Origin of the sequence: Sinobacterium caligoides (assembly GCF_003752585.1) — a bacterium.
Lineage (GTDB): Bacteria > Pseudomonadota > Gammaproteobacteria > Pseudomonadales > Sinobacteriaceae > Sinobacterium > Sinobacterium caligoides.
In genome coordinates, this window is the sequence record NZ_RKHR01000005.1 from 224,150 (window position 1) to 240,906 (window position 16,757).

Sequence of the window (16,757 nt, forward strand, 5' to 3'; positions counted from 1 at the left end):
ACACTCCTAATAAACTATTCAGTAATAATGCCATATTAATGCCGCCTATTTATACTGCGAGTTACTGTTTTAAGTTATAATCTGCGCGTTTTATCGTCTTACAACCGTGGTCAACCTATGCCTTTAAGTCAATTTTCCCCAGACAACTACTCAACACTGCTCGATGAGAAAGTCGGTGCAACACAGCAGCTGTTTACCAGCATCGCAATGCCGGCGGCCGAGGTATTCCCATCGCAAGCGCAAAACTTTCGTATGCGTACTGAGTTCAAGGTCTGGCATGAAGGCGACGACCTTTTTTACGTCATGTTTAACCCAGCAGCACCAAAAGTTCCCGTTAGAGTTGATAGCTTCCCTATTGCCGGCGCCGCTATTAACAAGCTGATGCCGCAACTAATTGCCAAGCTGAAGACGACACCATTACTCAGGCATCGCTTATTTCAGGTAGAGTTTTTGTCGACGCTAGCCGGCGATATGCTAGTCACCCTCATCTATCATCGACAACTCGACGAGGAGTGGGTCGATGCGGCAACAGAGCTGAAGCGCGAGTTCGGCATCAACCTGATCGGCCGCGCCAGAAAAATGAAGATCTGTCTTGATCAGGATTTTGTCATTGAAAAGCTCCCGCTTAAAGCAGGTGAGTTTGAATACAAGCAAGTAGAGGGTGGATTCACTCAGCCAAATGCGCGAATGAACTGCAACATGATAAACTGGGCAATGCAGGCCACCCACGGTAATAGTGGTGACCTACTTGAGCTTTACTGCGGCAACGGCAATTTCACCATCCCATTGTCCCGACAGTTCAACAAAGTACTAGCCACGGAGATATCAAAAACTTCCGTCAACTCAGCGCAATATAACATAGCTGTAAATCACGTCGACAACCTTGATATCGTTCGTATGTCGAGCGAGGAACTAACGCAAGCCCTTAATAATGAAAGGGAGTTCCGCAGGCTGCGCGACATCAACCTTAACGACTATAACTTCTCTACCGTGTTCGTTGATCCTCCGCGCTCAGGGCTAGACCCAGGTACAGAGAAGCTCGTGCAACGGTTCGACAACATTGTGTATGTGTCGTGTAACCCACATACACTGGCCGACAACCTTGAGCGCATCAAGCAGACTCATGAAGTTGTTAAACTGGCCTTTTTCGACCAGTTTCCCTACACCCATCATATGGAAACGGGTGTCTACCTGAAGAAGCGGCGCTAGACTTAAGCCAAAACAGAGTGACCAGTACTACCATAGCCGCCCTCACCTCGATCAGTCTCCGGCAGCTCGTCAACAAGCTCCGGAGAGGCATAAGAAATCGCCTCCACCACCAGCTGGGCAATTTTATCACCAAAGCTAACGATAAAATCCTTCTCACTAGTGTTATAAAGAATAATCCCCACCTCACCTCGGTAGTCAATATCAATAACACCTGCCATCACGTCAATCCCATGCTTATAAGCCAGCCCCGAACGTGGTGCTATACGCCCATAATGACCAGCAGGCAACATGACTGAGAAACCTGATTTCAGAAGCTTACGCTGACCCGCCGCGATCACTGTCGACTCCCCCGCATAGGCCATATCAACCCCAGCCGCAAACTCATTACCGCGACTCGGTAAGGGCAAGCCATGCTCACCCAAACGCTTAAATTTGATCGTAGCCATTTAAAACTCTCCTACAAGCGCTTACACACGCTTCGTGAAATTTAATCAAAATTCCCATCTATTCAACAAGCTGAATAGATGGCTTATTAAACGCAAAAAGCCTGTAGCGAAAAACAGGCGCTACAGGCTTTTAAACGGAATCAGGCGTCCTTTTATGGACTTAACCGCACTTAGAATCACCACAGTTAAGACAAGTATTACAACCGTCCATACGGATAACAGCCTTGGTTGAACACTTATTGCAAAGCACTGCGCCACTTGGGAAGGTTTCGTCGCTTGCTTTATTCTCTCCACCTTTCTGAGCGCTTTCGTATTCTGCTCGCTTAGCATCGACGAACTGCTGTTGCTGCTCATCTAAGCCATCACTCTTAATCAGGCCAATCATACGCATGTGCGATTCAATGGCCTCACCAATCTCAGCAACCAGCGACGGCATAAACTTACCGCCACGCTTAAAGTAACCGCCCTGAGGATCGAAAACGGCCTTAAGCTCTTCGGCTAGAAAGGTAACATCACCGCCCTTACGAAAAACGGCAGAGACCACTCGAGTCAGTGCGACAATCCACTGAAACTGATCCATGTTTTTTGAATTAATAAACATTTCAAAAGGCTGCCGCACTTCGTGCTCAGTCCCTTGGTTCAACACGATGTCATTAATAGTTATGTATAGAGCGTGCTCAGACAGCGGGGTTTTCACCTTGTATGTTGAGCCTAGCAACATCTCTGGACGATCGACACTCTCGTGCATATGGACGATTTTAGCCGCCTCTTGCTCTGCAAGCACCTTCGCCTGGGCAACTTTAACAGCCTCAGCCTGCTCTTGCTTCAGCTTCTCATCTTCTGCGCTGACTACGTTGTAGCCTACTATTTTCTGTGCAATTTTGGTCGCCATGCGGCCTATCCTCTCGCTTCACTCATTCACCCTGCGGATTATAATCACTTCAGGGCGATATTCATATATACGACTTAGAAACCCGTGACGGGCCTCCTTGTCAGCACCGCTTAAAACTTACCGTAGTAACCTTCTTTTAGTGCATCAAATAGATTGGCTGCCGTATGCATTTCCCCATCATACTCGACCTCTTCATTACCCTTAAGCTCAACAACAGAGCCATCTTCTAGAGTAAATTTATACAAGGTACTCTCAAGGTCTTGTTCTTTCACCAAGACACCTTGGAACGCCTCAGGGTTGAAACGGAAAGTTGTGCAACCCTTCAACCCTTGCTCATAGGCATACATATAGATGTCTTTGAACTCCTCATAAGGGAAGTCCGTCGGCACATTTGCCGTCTTAGAGATCGATGAGTCTATCCACTTTTGTGCTGCAGCCTGAATATCAACGTGCTGCGAAGGCGTAACCTCATCAGCTGAGATGAAGTATTCGGGTAGCTGCGTCTCTTCTTCAGTGCTAAAAGGCATTGCCGCAGGGTTGATCATGTTGCGATAAGCCAGTAACTCGAAGGAAAAGACATCGACTTTCTCCTTACTCTTCTTACCCTCACGAATCACATTTCGGCTGTAGTGGTGCGCAAAACTGGGCTCAATACCATTACTCGCATTATTCGCCAGAGATAGTGAAATAGTGCCGGTTGGTGCAATCGACGAGTGATGGCTAAAGCGGCACCCTTCTGCTGCCAGCGCCTCAGCTAACTCAGGATCGGCTTCAGCAACTTTTTGCATATAGCGACTGTATTTAGCATGCAGTACACGCCCCTGTAGGATATCCCCTGCCTTAACACCATCGGTTCGCATCTCCGGGCGATGACGCAACATCTCCTCGGTAACAACAAACTCCTCGCTCATGACCGGTGCAGCACCTTTTTCACGCGCTAACTCGAGCCCCGTACGCCAACCCGTTAACGCCATCTGCTTGCTCACCTCCTCCGTGAAACTTACGGAGTCTGCAGAACCATACTTTAGCTTAAGCATTGTTAGAGTAGAGCCAAGACCAAGAAAGCCCATGCCATGACGGCGCTTCCGCTCAATCTCGTTGCGCTGCTCCTCTAATGGCAGGCCGTTAATCTCAACAACATTGTCAAGCATACGCGTAAAGACTGAGACAACTTCTGCGTAAGCCTTCCAATCAAAAAATGCTTTATCAGTGAAGGCGTGGCGCACGAAACGCGTCAGGTTCACAGAGCCTAAAAGACAGGCACCATAAGGAGGTAATGGCTGCTCACCACAGGGGTTAGTGGCGCGGATATCTTCACAGAACCAATTATTGTTCTGGTCATTAACCTTATCGATCAAAATAAAGCCTGGCTCGGCATAATCATATGTAGAAGTCATGATCACATTCCACAACTTCTCAGCCTTAATCGTGCTGTAAATTTTACAGGCCGTCAGCCCCGCTTTATCAGTAATGTAATCTTCTTTGACGGGAAAATCCCGCCAGATGACCTGAGTTTTATCCTTCAAATCTAAACCATCAGCCTGCGCCTCTTTCTCTGTCACCGGAAAAGAGAGTGGCCAATCGGCATTGGCCTTAACAGCCTCCATAAACTCTTCGGTAATTAGTAGAGATAAGTTAAATTGGCGCAGACGACCATCTTCACGCTTGGCGCGGATAAACTCCACAACGTCAGGATGACAAATATCAAATGTCGCCATCTGAGCGCCGCGTCGACCGCCTGCCGAAGAAACGGTGAAGCACATCTTGTCGTAGATATCCATGAACGACAACGGACCAGAGGTATAGGCACCTGCACCAGAGACGTAAGCCCCCTTTGGACGCAAGCTAGAAAACTCGTAACCAATACCACAACCAGCTTTTAGAGTAAGCCCTGCCTCATGTACCTTGTTTAAAATATCATCCATCGAGTCCCTGATAGAGCCCGATACTGTACAGTTAATGGTTGAGGTCGCAGGCTTGTGCGCTCTGGCACCAGCGTTTGAAATGATTCGCCCGGCAGGTATGACTCCCTGACGTAACGCCCAAAGAAATTTTTCGTACCAGTGCTTTTGAAGCTTCTTCTCTTCAACTTCTGATAACGCACGAGCAACTCGCTGATATGTTGCATCGATATCTACATCGACAGCCTCTCCATTCTTAGCACGAAGACGATACTTAGTGTTCCAAATATCCAGCGAAGCATCTTGTAAAGTAATTTCTTCAGAGATGCTCGGCACAGATTTGAGAGTTGCAGGCATTGAAAATATCCTTGTCGTAGATCAGTAGTGATGATAATAGATCGAATGCAGTGTCGGCGCTAATCGCCGTTATGGTAGGTGTCCGTACTTTTGACCACTACATCTTGTATGTTCGGGCTAGATACTCGCAAATTACATAATACCTGGTCAAGAACAATTCATAGATAAATTCCTCCCCCCCAGAGCTATCATGTTCTGCACGTTAGCAACTACTCTCGCCGCACCGTAAAACCATATTCAAACAACAGTGTCAACTCCATTCATCGTCTCTTACATACAATATATAGTGCTGACATACATCAAATCTTCTACATCTAGTGTCTATAAGCAAGTGACAAAGCGATGCGTTCAGTCTTAACGCCTAACAACAAAGTGCATAAACAATGCAAAATTCCACTTTCTAGAACCTGATTGCTACTCAATGCCCAGACGACAATCTCAGCACGACATATACCCGTAAACGAGCCGCAACATAACCACACAAACAGTAAGGTTGATTTGGCGCAACATTAAATTAATAACACTGCGTAAGATAAGTTAAACAAGAATGGAAACTCATTGAGGTCGCTACCATGTATATTGACGAAACGATTGTTGCAGGTATCCTTGTCGTCGCTGCTACCACCCTAATCACCGGATTTATATTACATATGATCGTTAAGGACGTGCGTAACAGCCGTAGCGACTAAGAAGTCGCTCGTAATATACTGCTGACTTAGGTTTGCAGCACAATCTTACCTATATGCTTGCCACTCTCCATCCGTAGGTGAGCTTTCTTGACATCAACAAGTTCATAACGACTATCAATGACCAGCTGATACTCTCCATGTTCAATCAATGGCCAGCAATGCTGCAAAACCTCACCGCATAACTTTCGCTTAAACTCTAGCGTACGGGAACGAAGCGTTGAGCCTGTTAACTTCAAACGCTTCAACATCACAGGCATCATATCCAAATTAACCTTAGAGCCATTCAGAAAGGCAATACTTACTATTGTCGCATCGAAAGCTGCCACGCTGACATTCTTCGCGAAATATTCTCCACCCACCATATCCAAAATGACATCAACCCCCACACCACAAGTGAACTCATTTATTGCCAGCACAAAATCCTGCTCGCGATAGTTGATTGCTAAGTCTGCCCCCAGCTCTCTACAACGCTGGCACTTCTCCTCATTACCGGCTGTCGTTACCACCGTACAACCATAAGCCTTAGCAAGTTGTATTGCCGCGACACCAATACCACTGCTGCCACCATGCACGAGTAGAGTTTGCCCCGGCTGCAAACCACCTCGTTGAAAGACATTATGCCAGACAGTAAACATCACTTCAGGTAACGTCGCAGCGTCGATCAAGCTAACCCCCTGAGGGATTGGCAGACACAAACCTTGGTCCGCCACGGCGTATTCAGCATAACCACCACCCGCAAGCAGGGCACATACTCGATCACCAACACACCAGCTAGCGACTCCATCACCGACCTCAACAACGATACCGGCAACCTCTAGCCCCAGCACTTCAGACGCATCAGGCGGTGGAGGGTAATAACCTTGGCGCTGCAAAATATCCGGTCTATTAACCCCCGCCGAACTCACCTTGATTAGCACCTCTCCTTCGAGCGGTACAGGCGTTTGTGCCTCCAAAACTTGAAGCACCTCTACTTCCCCTGCTCCTCGACACTTTATAGCTCTCATAAACTCCACCTGAGTAACAGCTCAACATAACCAAGTTAAAACTTATCGAGCAACACAAGCTAAATTCACTCAACAAGCCAATTTTTAGCTGTTAGACTAAATACAGCAAACAATAAAAACAAATAAAAACGGTAACCATATGTCATCAACTATATCTCTGGTTTGGTTGTCTCTATTGGTGTTTGTTACGATACTCACCACCTTAGTCATCACCGCAAGACGGCAGAGTAGGCTCCGCAGGGAGCACCAACAGGCAGGCCTACAGTCGATTGCCGCTATGCTAGAAACCATGCGTTTCATTCAAAAGCACCGAGGCCTTACTTCCAATCAACTCTCGACAAATAACAATCTTGATAAAGAAATCCAACACAAGCGAGAGTGTGTGAACTCTGAAATCCACAGTATAGAAGAGACATTTCACCGGATTCCCTTCTTTAAACAAACAAGCTGGGAAAAGCTGACTGAAGGCTGGGAAAGTCTAAGCTGCCATTGGCGTGAGTTAGAACCTCTCGAAAATATCACAGCACACTGCCACCTTATCAAGCTCATACTTCAGTCTCTGCCCATACTTGCAGCTCAGACACGAATCAACTGCAGCGCTGTAGATCATCACCTGCACTACTTACTCAATAGTGCGCCACAGTTACTCGAGCAGATTGGTCAGTTCCGCTCACTCAGCGTCCACGCTTTAAGCGTCAACAATAATGAAGTTGAGCTAATCGAGCGTGTTGTCGCCCTCGGCGATACCATTAACCAAGAATTAATCGGACTAAACAGCAGCGCTACTATGTCAACTTACAGCCACCAAGCACTCGCCGAAACTATGTCAAAAGTCAGCAGAGCACTAACGTTAGACGACGAAAAGCCGCCATTAATAGATGATGTCTATCGACAAACCAGCCTTGTAATTGATGAGCTACTAGCCAATATTAGGCACCAATTGCTCAATATCAGCCGAAGCCATAATCCGAGCTAAGATGCAGCCACAAAACACTGTGCTAAGCTGAAAAAACTATCTAATCCGCACAGAGAGCGATATGCAGGAGCAAGAACTCAGCCACAACGGGCACCCCCTTGGCACAAGCCCATTATTTAGTGAAGACCTGCAACAAGTCACCATGAGCCCCACCCAAAGACGCAGGCGCCAAGGATTATTGTTAGCCGCTTACCAGCTGATTAATGGCGAGCACGCTGAAGAGTTGAGCATTCAATCTATTGTAAAACAGGCCAAGACGACACGTACAACTGCGTACAATTATTTCGTCAACGCCGACGAATTACTCTGCGAGCTTTGCTATCAGTGGTTTTCTCGCTGCCTTAACAATATACAGCATCAAACTTCACAGCCTGCCAATGAAAAAGAAGCACCAAACAATAATGACTCCTCGACAGGGGTCAATCTTAGTCACTTGATCAGGGAGATGTATCAAACCCCAAAAATGATTCCCCTTCTCATTAACGTGCTATCGGCACATAGTCACTATAACGCCACTCAGCGCTATCATATGATCCTCACTCGTTATCTCAACAATAGTTGCACCCCTGCATTGTCAAAAGTTTACTTTCACGGCTCGCTTGTCTCACTAACGAGCGGTAACAGTCTCGAGCTCACCTTGGCTACGCTTGAAACAGCCGAATCAAAGGGTATAAGCCAAGAGCCATCACCAGAGGTCTCTGTGACACCAGCTCAAAATCAACCGGGAGCGCCATTCCACTAACAGCACCATTCAACATATGCAACGTACTGCTAGCAACCGTAAATAATACAAGCGCAAGCCAAACGTATATCCGCATAAAAATTAATAGACGACGTGTTTTAAATATTCAACAAATCCGCTAATCTACCTGTGATGATTATAATAACTCGTTACATCGCAGGGCTAATCTATGCAAAATCACTATCATGCCGACTCTTACTATATGGCAACCGCAAACCCTCACCCCAATCACCCCAAGCTGAAAGGTGAGCACAACTGTGATGTTTGCGTTATAGGCGCCGGATTTACGGGTGTCAGCGCTGCACTGAACCTGGCAGAAAAGGGCTTTAACGTCATCCTTCTAGAATCTTATAAGGTGGGATGGGGAGCGACTGGGCGAAATGGTGGCCAGGCAGGCGGAGATCCCCGCCTAGGTGTAGACGAGCTCGAAGCGCTTGTCGGCAAGGAGAATGCGCATCGACACTGGGATCTAAACTATGCTGCCCTCGATGATATGAAAGCTCGCATTAAGCAGCACAATATCCACTGTGGCTGGCAAGATGGCATCATCAATGCTATCCATAAACCTAGCTACGTCGCAGAATACAAGTCATACCACGACTTACTCCAACGAGAATACGGCGCAGAGTATATCGAGTTTATCGAGAAAGATGAGATGGACGACATAAGCTCTACCAGTCAATATCATGGCGGGCTCTATAACAAACGCAGTGGCCACCTTCACCCACTAAATTTCGTTCTCGGCATCGCCAAGGCAGCCTGTGAGGCTGGCGCGAAGATATTCGAGCATTCTGAAGTTCTCAGCTATGATCGCAATACCCCAACAATACTCAAAACAGAACAGGGCCAAGTGAAAGCAAAGTATGTTGTGCTCGCTTGTAATGGCTACCTTGGGAAAACCGAGAGCCGTCTTGCCTCCTCCATTATGCCTATTAACAACTTTGTCTTAACCACCGAGCCTCTAGGTAAGGAGCGCGCCGAAGCCTTAATCAAAAACAACGCTGCTATTTTCGACAGTCGCTTTGTTGTCAACTATTGGCGGTTAACCGAAGATCATCGACTATTATTCGGCGGGGGAGAAAACTACCGAAATCGCTTCCCTAACGACCTATCCAACTTCGTGCGTAAATACATGTTAGAGGTCTACCCCCAACTAGATGATGTCAAAATAGACTATGCCTGGGGCGGAACACTTGCCGTCACCATGAACCGCATGCCAGATTTCGGCCGCCTCGAACCCAATATCTTTTATGCCCAAGGTTATTCTGGCCACGGTGTCGTGTTGGCCGCATTTGCCGGGAAACTGATAGCAGAGGCTTTAACTGGCACCGCAGAACGCTTTGACCTTCTTGCCAATACACCGATCAAGAAGTTTCCAGGCGGCACACTGCTTCGCTGGCCAGGCCTTGTCGCCGGAATGCTCTACTATTCGATAAAAGACAGGCTATAACTTCACATGGGCTTAATGATGGGCGCGAAACCGCCCCCATAACCTCGCTGCAAAGCGATCTATGGAAGCTGGGTATACCTCTAATACAAATAAACGTTTCATCACCTCTTCATCGGGATAAATGTTCGCATTATTGCGTAAAGCTTCATCGAGAAAAGGTTTGCTTGCAGGCACAGCATTTGGGTAAGCAACGTAGTTACTTATCTCCGCAATCACTTCCGGTTGCAGCAGGAAGTTAATAAACTCATGCGCTTCATCTGGGTTGGGGGCATCCTTCGGGATAGCGATCATGTCAAACCAGATTGGCGCCCCCTCCTTTGGAATGATATAGCTAACGTCAATACCGCTCCCTGCCTCAAGCGCTCTTGTTCGAGCCTGATAGACATCACCGACCCAACCGAGCGCCAAGCACAAGTCCCCTGCCGCCAAATCTTTAATGTAAGATGAGGAGTGAATCGTCGCAACATTAGGGCGCAACCGATTCATCTGACGGTAAGCCTCCCCCTTAAACACTTTTACATCATGGGTTGACGGATCTTCGCCAATATAGTTAAAAATGATAGGAAACAGCTCGTCCCATGCATCTAGGATGCCGACACCGCAATCACGCAACTGTGTACTAATCATAGGATCTAGTAGCAGGTTCCAGCTGTCTAAAGGAAAGCGCTCGCCTAATCGCTCCTTGAGCATGGCCACATTAAAACCTAAACCCGTCGTACCCCAGAGATATGGAATACCATAGAGGTTGTCCGGATCAGAAGCCTCCAACCTCTTCATGAGTTGCGGGTCTAAGTTCACATAAAGCGGGAGCTTTGATTTGTCCAGAGGCTGGAACAACCCCGCTTGAATTTGTCGCGCTAAAAAGTTATTGCTGGGGACGACAATGTCATAGCCGCTCTTCCCTGTCAGCAGTTTCACTTCTAACGTGTCATTACTATCAAACACATCATAAATAACTTTAATGCCACTATGCCGTTCGAAATTCTCGATGGTTGCTGGGGCGATATAATCGCTCCAATTGTAGATATTCAACACCCTCTGCTCTGCAGATTCAATCGACATAGAAAACATTAGTAGCAGCACTAATAATATTGGTCTCAACCACTTATTAGACACGCCAAACCCTCCATTGGAGTACGGTCTACAGCAAGCTCATTTTATCGCATAGAGCTATAGGCAACAATCTGAAAGGAAGACCAATAGCGACTAACGTGCAAACCAAGAGTTCTACTAGGAATAAACAGAGATCAACAAGAAGGGCAAAGCAATAAATAGCGCCATTATCGCTCGATCGCATAAAAGCAATCGAGCGAGGAATAATAGACTTACCTGCCACTCAACACTCTAGCCCAAACACGAGTAGCCATTCGATCAAACTTATCTGGCGTAATCTCAAATGAGTACAGCTTCGAAGAGGTCTCTTCATCGGGATAGATCGATGGATCACCTGTGATCTCCTCATCTATTAAAGGGTTCGAAGACGGAACCGCATTTGGATACCATACATAATTGGTAATCCCCGCCATCACTTCGGGACGCAGCAAGTAATTAATGAAGGCAAACGCATTTTCTGGGTGCTTAGCATCCTTAGGTACGGTCAGCATATCAAACCATAGCCCCGCCCCCTCATGGGGAATAGCATAGGCCAGCTCAACACCGGCTCCAGCATCCTCGGCCCTATCCATCGCTTGAATAATATCACCCGACCAGCCTACTGCGAGGCAGACATCGCCATTAGCGAGATCATTAATGTACTGCGAAGAGTGGAAATAAGTGATGTAAGGGCGAATTTCCATCAACTTATCTTTGACCTTACCTTTGACGAGCTTAGCATCATGGCTGTTAGGGTCTTCACCGAGGTAATTAAGTGTTGCCGGAATGATCTCATCCCAAGCATCGAGGACCGCTATGCCACAAGACGCAAGTTTGGACGCATACTTGGGGTCATAAAAAAGATCCCAGCTATTGACGGGGGCATCGTCTCCCAAAAGCTCCTTTATTTTCTTTACATTATAACCAATTCCCGTAGTCCCCCAGAGGTAAGGGACACCATATTTATTACCTGGATCCATGGTATCTAAGCGTTTCATCATCACTGGATCAAGGTTTTTAAGATTGGGGATTTTGCTCGTATCAAGCGGCTGAAACACGCCTGCCTGAATCTGGCGTGCCATAAAGGTAGAGGAAGGCACAACGATATCGTAGCCCGTTCTCCCCGACATTAACTTTGCCTCAAGGACATCGTTGCTGTCGAAAACGTCGTAAACCACCTTGATGCCCGTTTCTTTTTCAAAGTTAGCCAGAGTATCCTCAGCGATATAATCGCTCCAATTATAGATATTAAGCAGCTTCTCCTCCTCAGCAGAGACCGAAGCGGCCAACAAAGCAAAAGCAGACGCGGCTAGGATCGTTGTTATTCTTTTCATCATTCACCCCTGGTTAGTCATTCTCAGCTCAAAACGTAGATTCGATTAGACGAGAATAGAAACTTTCATTTAAATTTTCTCATCAATTCACTTACCACCATAGCAAGTGACTCAATTTATGTTAAGTATTATTGACATCTTATGTTAGATATATTTCAAAGCCTTTAAGCTTAGTATAGCTTTTCAATATGCGTAGTTTTAACAATTATTTCTTCTTAATTTGCCACAGTAGGCACCAATAGTTTTTCTACCGATACCATCAAACACAGTAACAAGCAGCACCTGCCGGAGCCCGGCAGGTCGTATAATCTGACTATTGCTCAGCATGACTAAAAGCGAGTTTCATCTCCTCTGCACGCTGCTTCTCACGGCGGCGCATATACCACCATGCGATGAACGTGCCGATCGATATAATCAACACCAAGATCGTCGCTAGCGCGTTAATCTTTGGGCTAACGCCCATGCGCACACTAGAGAAAACTAGCATAGGTAATGTTGTCGACCCAGGACCTGAAACGAAGCTGGCAATAACCAAGTCATCGAGAGACAGGGTAAACGATAACAACCAGCCCGAGGCAAGAGCTGGCGTGATCTGCGGAAGAGTGATCGACCAAAAGGTCCGCGTCGGTGTCGCCCCCAAGTCTTGCGCAGCCTCTTCAATTGAACGATCAAGCTCCGAGAGGCGAGAACTCATTATCACCGTTACATAGGCCATACAGAACGTAATATGTGCGATAGTTATGGTCGATATCCCGCGGTCCATATTAAGCGTGACAAATAACAGTAGCAGGGACAAACCTGTGATAACCTCCGGCATGACTAATGGCGCCGTAATCATACCGGTAAATAACGTCCTACCACGAAAAAGACGGCGATTAACCATGACATTCGCTGCCATCGTACCAAGCACAAGCGCCACACTCGCACTAACAAAAGCAATACGAACACTGTTCCAAACCGCACTCAACATCGCCTGATCTTTAAACAGTTCGACATACCATTTCGTTGAGAATCCCGCCCAAACTGTCACCAAACGCGACTCATTAAAAGAGTAGAACATCAACACAAAGATCGGCCCATATAGAAACATGAAACCTAATAAAAGAATGCTATAGGATGCAATATTTTTCTTACTCATTACCCTTCGCCTCCATTTCCTTAGCCTGCACATATTGATAAATCATAATAGGGATAATCAACACCATCAGCATCGATATCGCCAGTGCAGCTGCACCTGGCCAATTGCGAGCACTAAAGAATTCTTGCCAGAGTAATTTACCAATCATTACCGTATTGGGTCCACCGAGCAACTCAGGAATAACGAACTCACCCACCGCAGGAATAAAGACCAGCATCACGCCTGCCACGATACCTGACAGTGACAATGGCAGAGTTACCAAAAAGAATGTCTTTATCGGTGATGCGCCTAGGTCACTGGCGGCCTCGACTAAACTATGATCGTGCTTTACTAAGTTGGTATAGAGCGGCAAAATCATGAACGGTAAATAGGCGTAAACAATACCAAGGTAAACTGCAAACGGCGTATGCAACATATGAATAGGCGTATCAATAATGCCCAGACTCATCAGCGCATTATTGATAAGCCCATTATTTTTTAACAAACCCAACCAGGCATAGATACGAATTAAAAAAGACGTCCATGATGGCAGTATTACCAGCATCAGTGCAATATTCCGCGTCGACTCCGGTAACTTTGAGATCACAAAGGCAATTGGGTAGCCGATAATAAGGCAAATAAATGCAGAGGTTGAGGCAATACTGAGTGAGTTTAGGTAGCCATCCAAGTAAAGATCATACTCAAACAGATCGATATAGGAGAAAAAGTTGAGCGTGATACTGTATATTTCTTCCAGACTATCCCAGATGATCAGCGGTGTTACCGGTGGCTGCGCACGTACCGATTCAGCGAAGCTAATCTTAAAAACAATAGCGAAAGGAACAAGAAAAAATAACAATAGCCATATATAGGGGATTCCTAAAACGGCTCCGCTAGTCAACCGGTCAATTAATTTGCGTGGTTTAATCATGACGTTAAAACTACCCCGCTCTTATCATCCCATGAGATATAGACCTCATCCTCCCAGGTAATCGGTGTATCGCCATCACCTTCGATGCGACGATGACTGTTTGCCATCTGCACTAACGCGATAAAACCCGATTCAAGTTTGACATGGAAAATTGAGTGACTACCGAGGTACGCAATCTCTTCTACCAAACCCTTGGCCCAGTTTACTTTCTGCTCGGGCTTACTCTTCTCAATATGAATTTTCTCGGGACGAATAGCGTAGGCAATTTCCATCCCTTTATTACCGCTGACGCCGTGGCCAACATTGATCGGCGCCGATAAAGCATCGGCAGTAATTTCAACAAACGAAGGCTCGTCGACAGTCAGCGTACCCTCAAAGATATTTGCTGAACCTATGAAGTTTGCGGTATAACGGCTATTAGGTTGCTCGTAAATCGTATGCGGCGAACCAATCTGACGGATAACCCCCTTATGCATGATGCCTACTCGATCAGCCATGGTCATCGCCTCTTCCTGATCATGCGTTACCATGACACAGGTAACACCGACGTTTTCGATAATATCGGCAATTTCTAGCTGCATACGCGTACGCAATTTCTTATCAAGCGCCCCCATAGGCTCATCAAGGAGTAGCAGCTTAGGCTCTTTAGCGAGGCTTCTGGCAAGAGCGACACGCTGGCGCTGCCCCCCAGACAGCTGATGAGGCTTACGCTTGGCAAACTTTGACATTTGCACCAAGCTCAACGCACTGGCAACCTTTTCTATGATAACGGCCTTGGGGAGTTTGTCTTGCTTAAGGCCAAAAGCAATATTTTGTTCCACTGTCATATGAGGGAACAGCGCATAGGATTGGAACATCATATTAATGGGGCGCTGGTATGGTGGGGTATCAGCTAGATCTTCGCCGTTGAGAATAATTTTACCACTCGAAGGCAAATCGAAACCCGCCATCATGCGCAACAACGTTGACTTGCCGCAGCCGGAAGCCCCCAACAAGGCAAAGATCTCGCCTTGATATATTTTTAAATCCACCTTGTCTACCGCAGTAAAGTCGTCGAACGTCTTAGAGACTTGCTGAATCTCCAAAGCAACTTGGCGTTGGTTACGAGAACCATCAGACATCGTGTTTTCCTCTCACTTTATACCGTCAGTGACTACGGCTTTGATTATTATCGTTGTGAAGCAAAACGCCCACTCGAAAGTGGGCGCTCATCGTTAATTCATGCCATGGCATTTGGCCACATGATCAAGGCTCGCCCGTGTGATTGTCATCATCTCATCAATTTCAGCATGGCTAATCACTAACGGAGGAGAGAACAGCATCGTATCCTCTGTAGCACGCAGCACCAGGCCGTTTTCCAGCGCATGTAATCGGCATAGTGTACCCGTTGCCCCTCTATCGGGAAAAAAGTCTCGTGATTGCTTGTCGGCACAAAGCTCTATCGCCCCCACTAACCCGACACTGCGAACCTCCCCCACTACAGGATGCTCAGCTAACAACTGCAACTGCTGACGGAAATACGCACCACTCCCACTGGCTGCCTCTTCAATCAATCCCTCATCTCTCAACGCCTTAATATTAGCAACGGCCACCGCTGCCGAAACCGGATGCCCCGAGTAAGTAAAGCCGTGATTGAAATCCCCCCCCTTCTCTACCAGCACATTGGCCACTTTATCAGAGACGATGACCCCGCCCATTGGCAGGTAACCCGACGTCATGCCCTTGGCAACAGACATCAAGTCAGGCTCGACACCGAAGTGCTCACACCCAAACCAGTGTCCTGTGCGGCCAAAGCCACAAATAACTTCATCACTCACCAACAAAATATTGTACTGACGGCAGATCCGTTGAATCTCCGGCCAGTAGCTTGCCGGCGGCACAATAACACCGCCAGCCCCCTGTATTGGCTCTGCAATAAAGGCGGCAACATTATCTTCACCCAGTTCTAAAATCTTCTGTTCTAACTGGCCAGCACGCTCAAGGCCAAACTCTTCTGGCGTCAGCTCTCCACCTTCCGCAAACCAATAAGGTTGATCGATGTGCTCAACATACTGCATCGGCAGACCTTCGTCCTGCTTATGCATATACCCCATGCCACCAAGGCTAGCACCAGCAATCGTTGAACCATGATAAGCATTTTTCCTGCTGATAATGACCTTACGCGAAGGTTGCTCCTGACATTGCCAGTAACGACGCACCATCCGGACGACGGTATCATTAGACTCCGAGCCCGAGCCAGTAAAGAAAACATGATTAAACTGTGGAGGCGTAACCTCTTTCAGCAAGGCTGCAAGCTCCGCTGCGGGAGCATTTGTGGTACCAAAAAAACTGTTATAATAAGGTAGCTGCTTCATTTGCTCTGCGGCAACCGCTGAGAGTTCGTCTCGTCCATAACCAAGGTTTACACACCACAAGCCCGCAAAACCGTCTAACGTTCTATGACCATCACTATCGTAGAGGTAAACACCTTCAGCTCTCTCGATGATGCGACTGCCGACCTGCTTCATCTCAGTCAAGTTACTAAAGGGGTGCAGATAATGATCACGATCCATTTTTTTTATTGTCGCATTATCGACTGGCTTAGTCATAACTTCCTCTAATTATTAATATTCAGTTA

At 46.9% G+C, this 16,757-nt stretch carries 14 protein-coding genes; 4 read left to right on the forward strand and 10 right to left on the reverse strand.

Annotation, left to right across the window (positions count from 1 at the left end):
* The first annotated feature begins 117 nt into the window (after window positions 1-117).
* Window positions 118-1,209 carry a tRNA (uridine(54)-C5)-methyltransferase TrmA gene (trmA, locus tag EDC56_RS13315; RefSeq protein WP_123713068.1) on the forward strand — a complete coding sequence of 364 codons (1,092 nt, stop codon included), beginning with the start codon at window positions 118-120 and terminating at the stop codon, window positions 1,207-1,209.
* 2 nt (window positions 1,210-1,211) lie between these two features.
* Here the strand turns inward: trmA and dut are convergent, their stop codons facing one another.
* The 4 genes from dut to EDC56_RS13335 all read right to left on the reverse strand — a co-directional run bounded on the left by dut (window position 1,212) and on the right by EDC56_RS13335 (window position 6,498).
* Window positions 1,212-1,655: a dUTP diphosphatase gene (gene dut / locus EDC56_RS13320; protein WP_123713069.1), complete on the reverse strand. Its 444-nt coding sequence runs from the start codon at window positions 1,653-1,655 to the stop codon at window positions 1,212-1,214.
* Window positions 1,656-1,815: 160 nt separating this feature from the next.
* Window positions 1,816-2,547 carry a TSCPD domain-containing protein gene (locus tag EDC56_RS13325; protein ID WP_123713070.1) on the reverse strand — a complete coding sequence of 244 codons (732 nt, stop codon included), beginning with the start codon at window positions 2,545-2,547 and terminating at the stop codon, window positions 1,816-1,818.
* Window positions 2,548-2,657: 110 nt separating this feature from the next.
* Window positions 2,658-4,805 (reverse strand): adenosylcobalamin-dependent ribonucleoside-diphosphate reductase, encoded by a 2,148-nt coding sequence (locus EDC56_RS13330; protein ID WP_123713071.1) that lies wholly within the window; start codon window positions 4,803-4,805, stop codon window positions 2,658-2,660.
* A gap of 715 nt (window positions 4,806-5,520) precedes the next feature.
* Complete coding sequence (locus tag EDC56_RS13335) at window positions 5,521-6,498, reverse strand: NAD(P)H-quinone oxidoreductase (protein WP_123713343.1); 978 nt, start codon at window positions 6,496-6,498, stop codon at window positions 5,521-5,523.
* 139 nt (window positions 6,499-6,637) lie between these two features.
* On the opposite strand from EDC56_RS13335, the gene EDC56_RS13340 reads away from it, so the two are divergent.
* From EDC56_RS13340 to EDC56_RS13350, 3 genes are all read left to right on the forward strand, one after another.
* Entirely contained in the window at window positions 6,638-7,474 is an 837-nt protein-coding gene (locus EDC56_RS13340) for a hypothetical protein (protein ID WP_123713072.1), read from the forward strand.
* Between the two features lie 61 nt (window positions 7,475-7,535).
* A complete protein-coding gene (locus EDC56_RS13345) occupies window positions 7,536-8,216 on the forward strand; it encodes a TetR/AcrR family transcriptional regulator (RefSeq protein ID WP_123713073.1) in 681 nt (226 codons plus the stop codon).
* A 169-nt stretch (window positions 8,217-8,385) separates the two neighbouring features.
* Window positions 8,386-9,666, forward strand: coding sequence for an NAD(P)/FAD-dependent oxidoreductase (locus tag EDC56_RS13350; protein ID WP_123713074.1), 1,281 nt, complete (start codon window positions 8,386-8,388; stop codon window positions 9,664-9,666).
* Window positions 9,667-9,678: 12 nt separating this feature from the next.
* Here EDC56_RS13350 and EDC56_RS13355 read toward each other — a convergent pair whose 3' ends face one another.
* The 6 genes from EDC56_RS13355 to EDC56_RS13380 all read right to left on the reverse strand — a co-directional run bounded on the left by EDC56_RS13355 (window position 9,679) and on the right by EDC56_RS13380 (window position 16,728).
* A complete protein-coding gene (locus EDC56_RS13355) occupies window positions 9,679-10,782 on the reverse strand; it encodes a polyamine ABC transporter substrate-binding protein (RefSeq protein ID WP_211333689.1) in 1,104 nt (367 codons plus the stop codon).
* A gap of 209 nt (window positions 10,783-10,991) precedes the next feature.
* Window positions 10,992-12,095 (reverse strand): polyamine ABC transporter substrate-binding protein, encoded by a 1,104-nt coding sequence (locus EDC56_RS13360; protein WP_211333690.1) that lies wholly within the window; start codon window positions 12,093-12,095, stop codon window positions 10,992-10,994.
* 310 nt (window positions 12,096-12,405) lie between these two features.
* Entirely contained in the window at window positions 12,406-13,230 is an 825-nt protein-coding gene (locus EDC56_RS13365; RefSeq protein WP_123713076.1) for an ABC transporter permease subunit, read from the reverse strand.
* Entirely contained in the window at window positions 13,223-14,140 is a 918-nt protein-coding gene (locus EDC56_RS13370; protein WP_123713077.1) for an ABC transporter permease subunit, read from the reverse strand. The genes EDC56_RS13365 and EDC56_RS13370 overlap by 8 nt, the downstream gene beginning before the upstream one ends.
* A complete protein-coding gene (potA, locus tag EDC56_RS13375) occupies window positions 14,137-15,261 on the reverse strand; it encodes a polyamine ABC transporter ATP-binding protein (protein WP_123713078.1) in 1,125 nt (374 codons plus the stop codon). The genes EDC56_RS13370 and potA overlap by 4 nt, the downstream gene beginning before the upstream one ends.
* 93 nt (window positions 15,262-15,354) lie before the next feature.
* Window positions 15,355-16,728 carry an aspartate aminotransferase family protein gene (locus EDC56_RS13380; protein ID WP_123713079.1) on the reverse strand — a complete coding sequence of 458 codons (1,374 nt, stop codon included), beginning with the start codon at window positions 16,726-16,728 and terminating at the stop codon, window positions 15,355-15,357.
* Window positions 16,729-16,757: the final 29 nt, after the last annotated feature.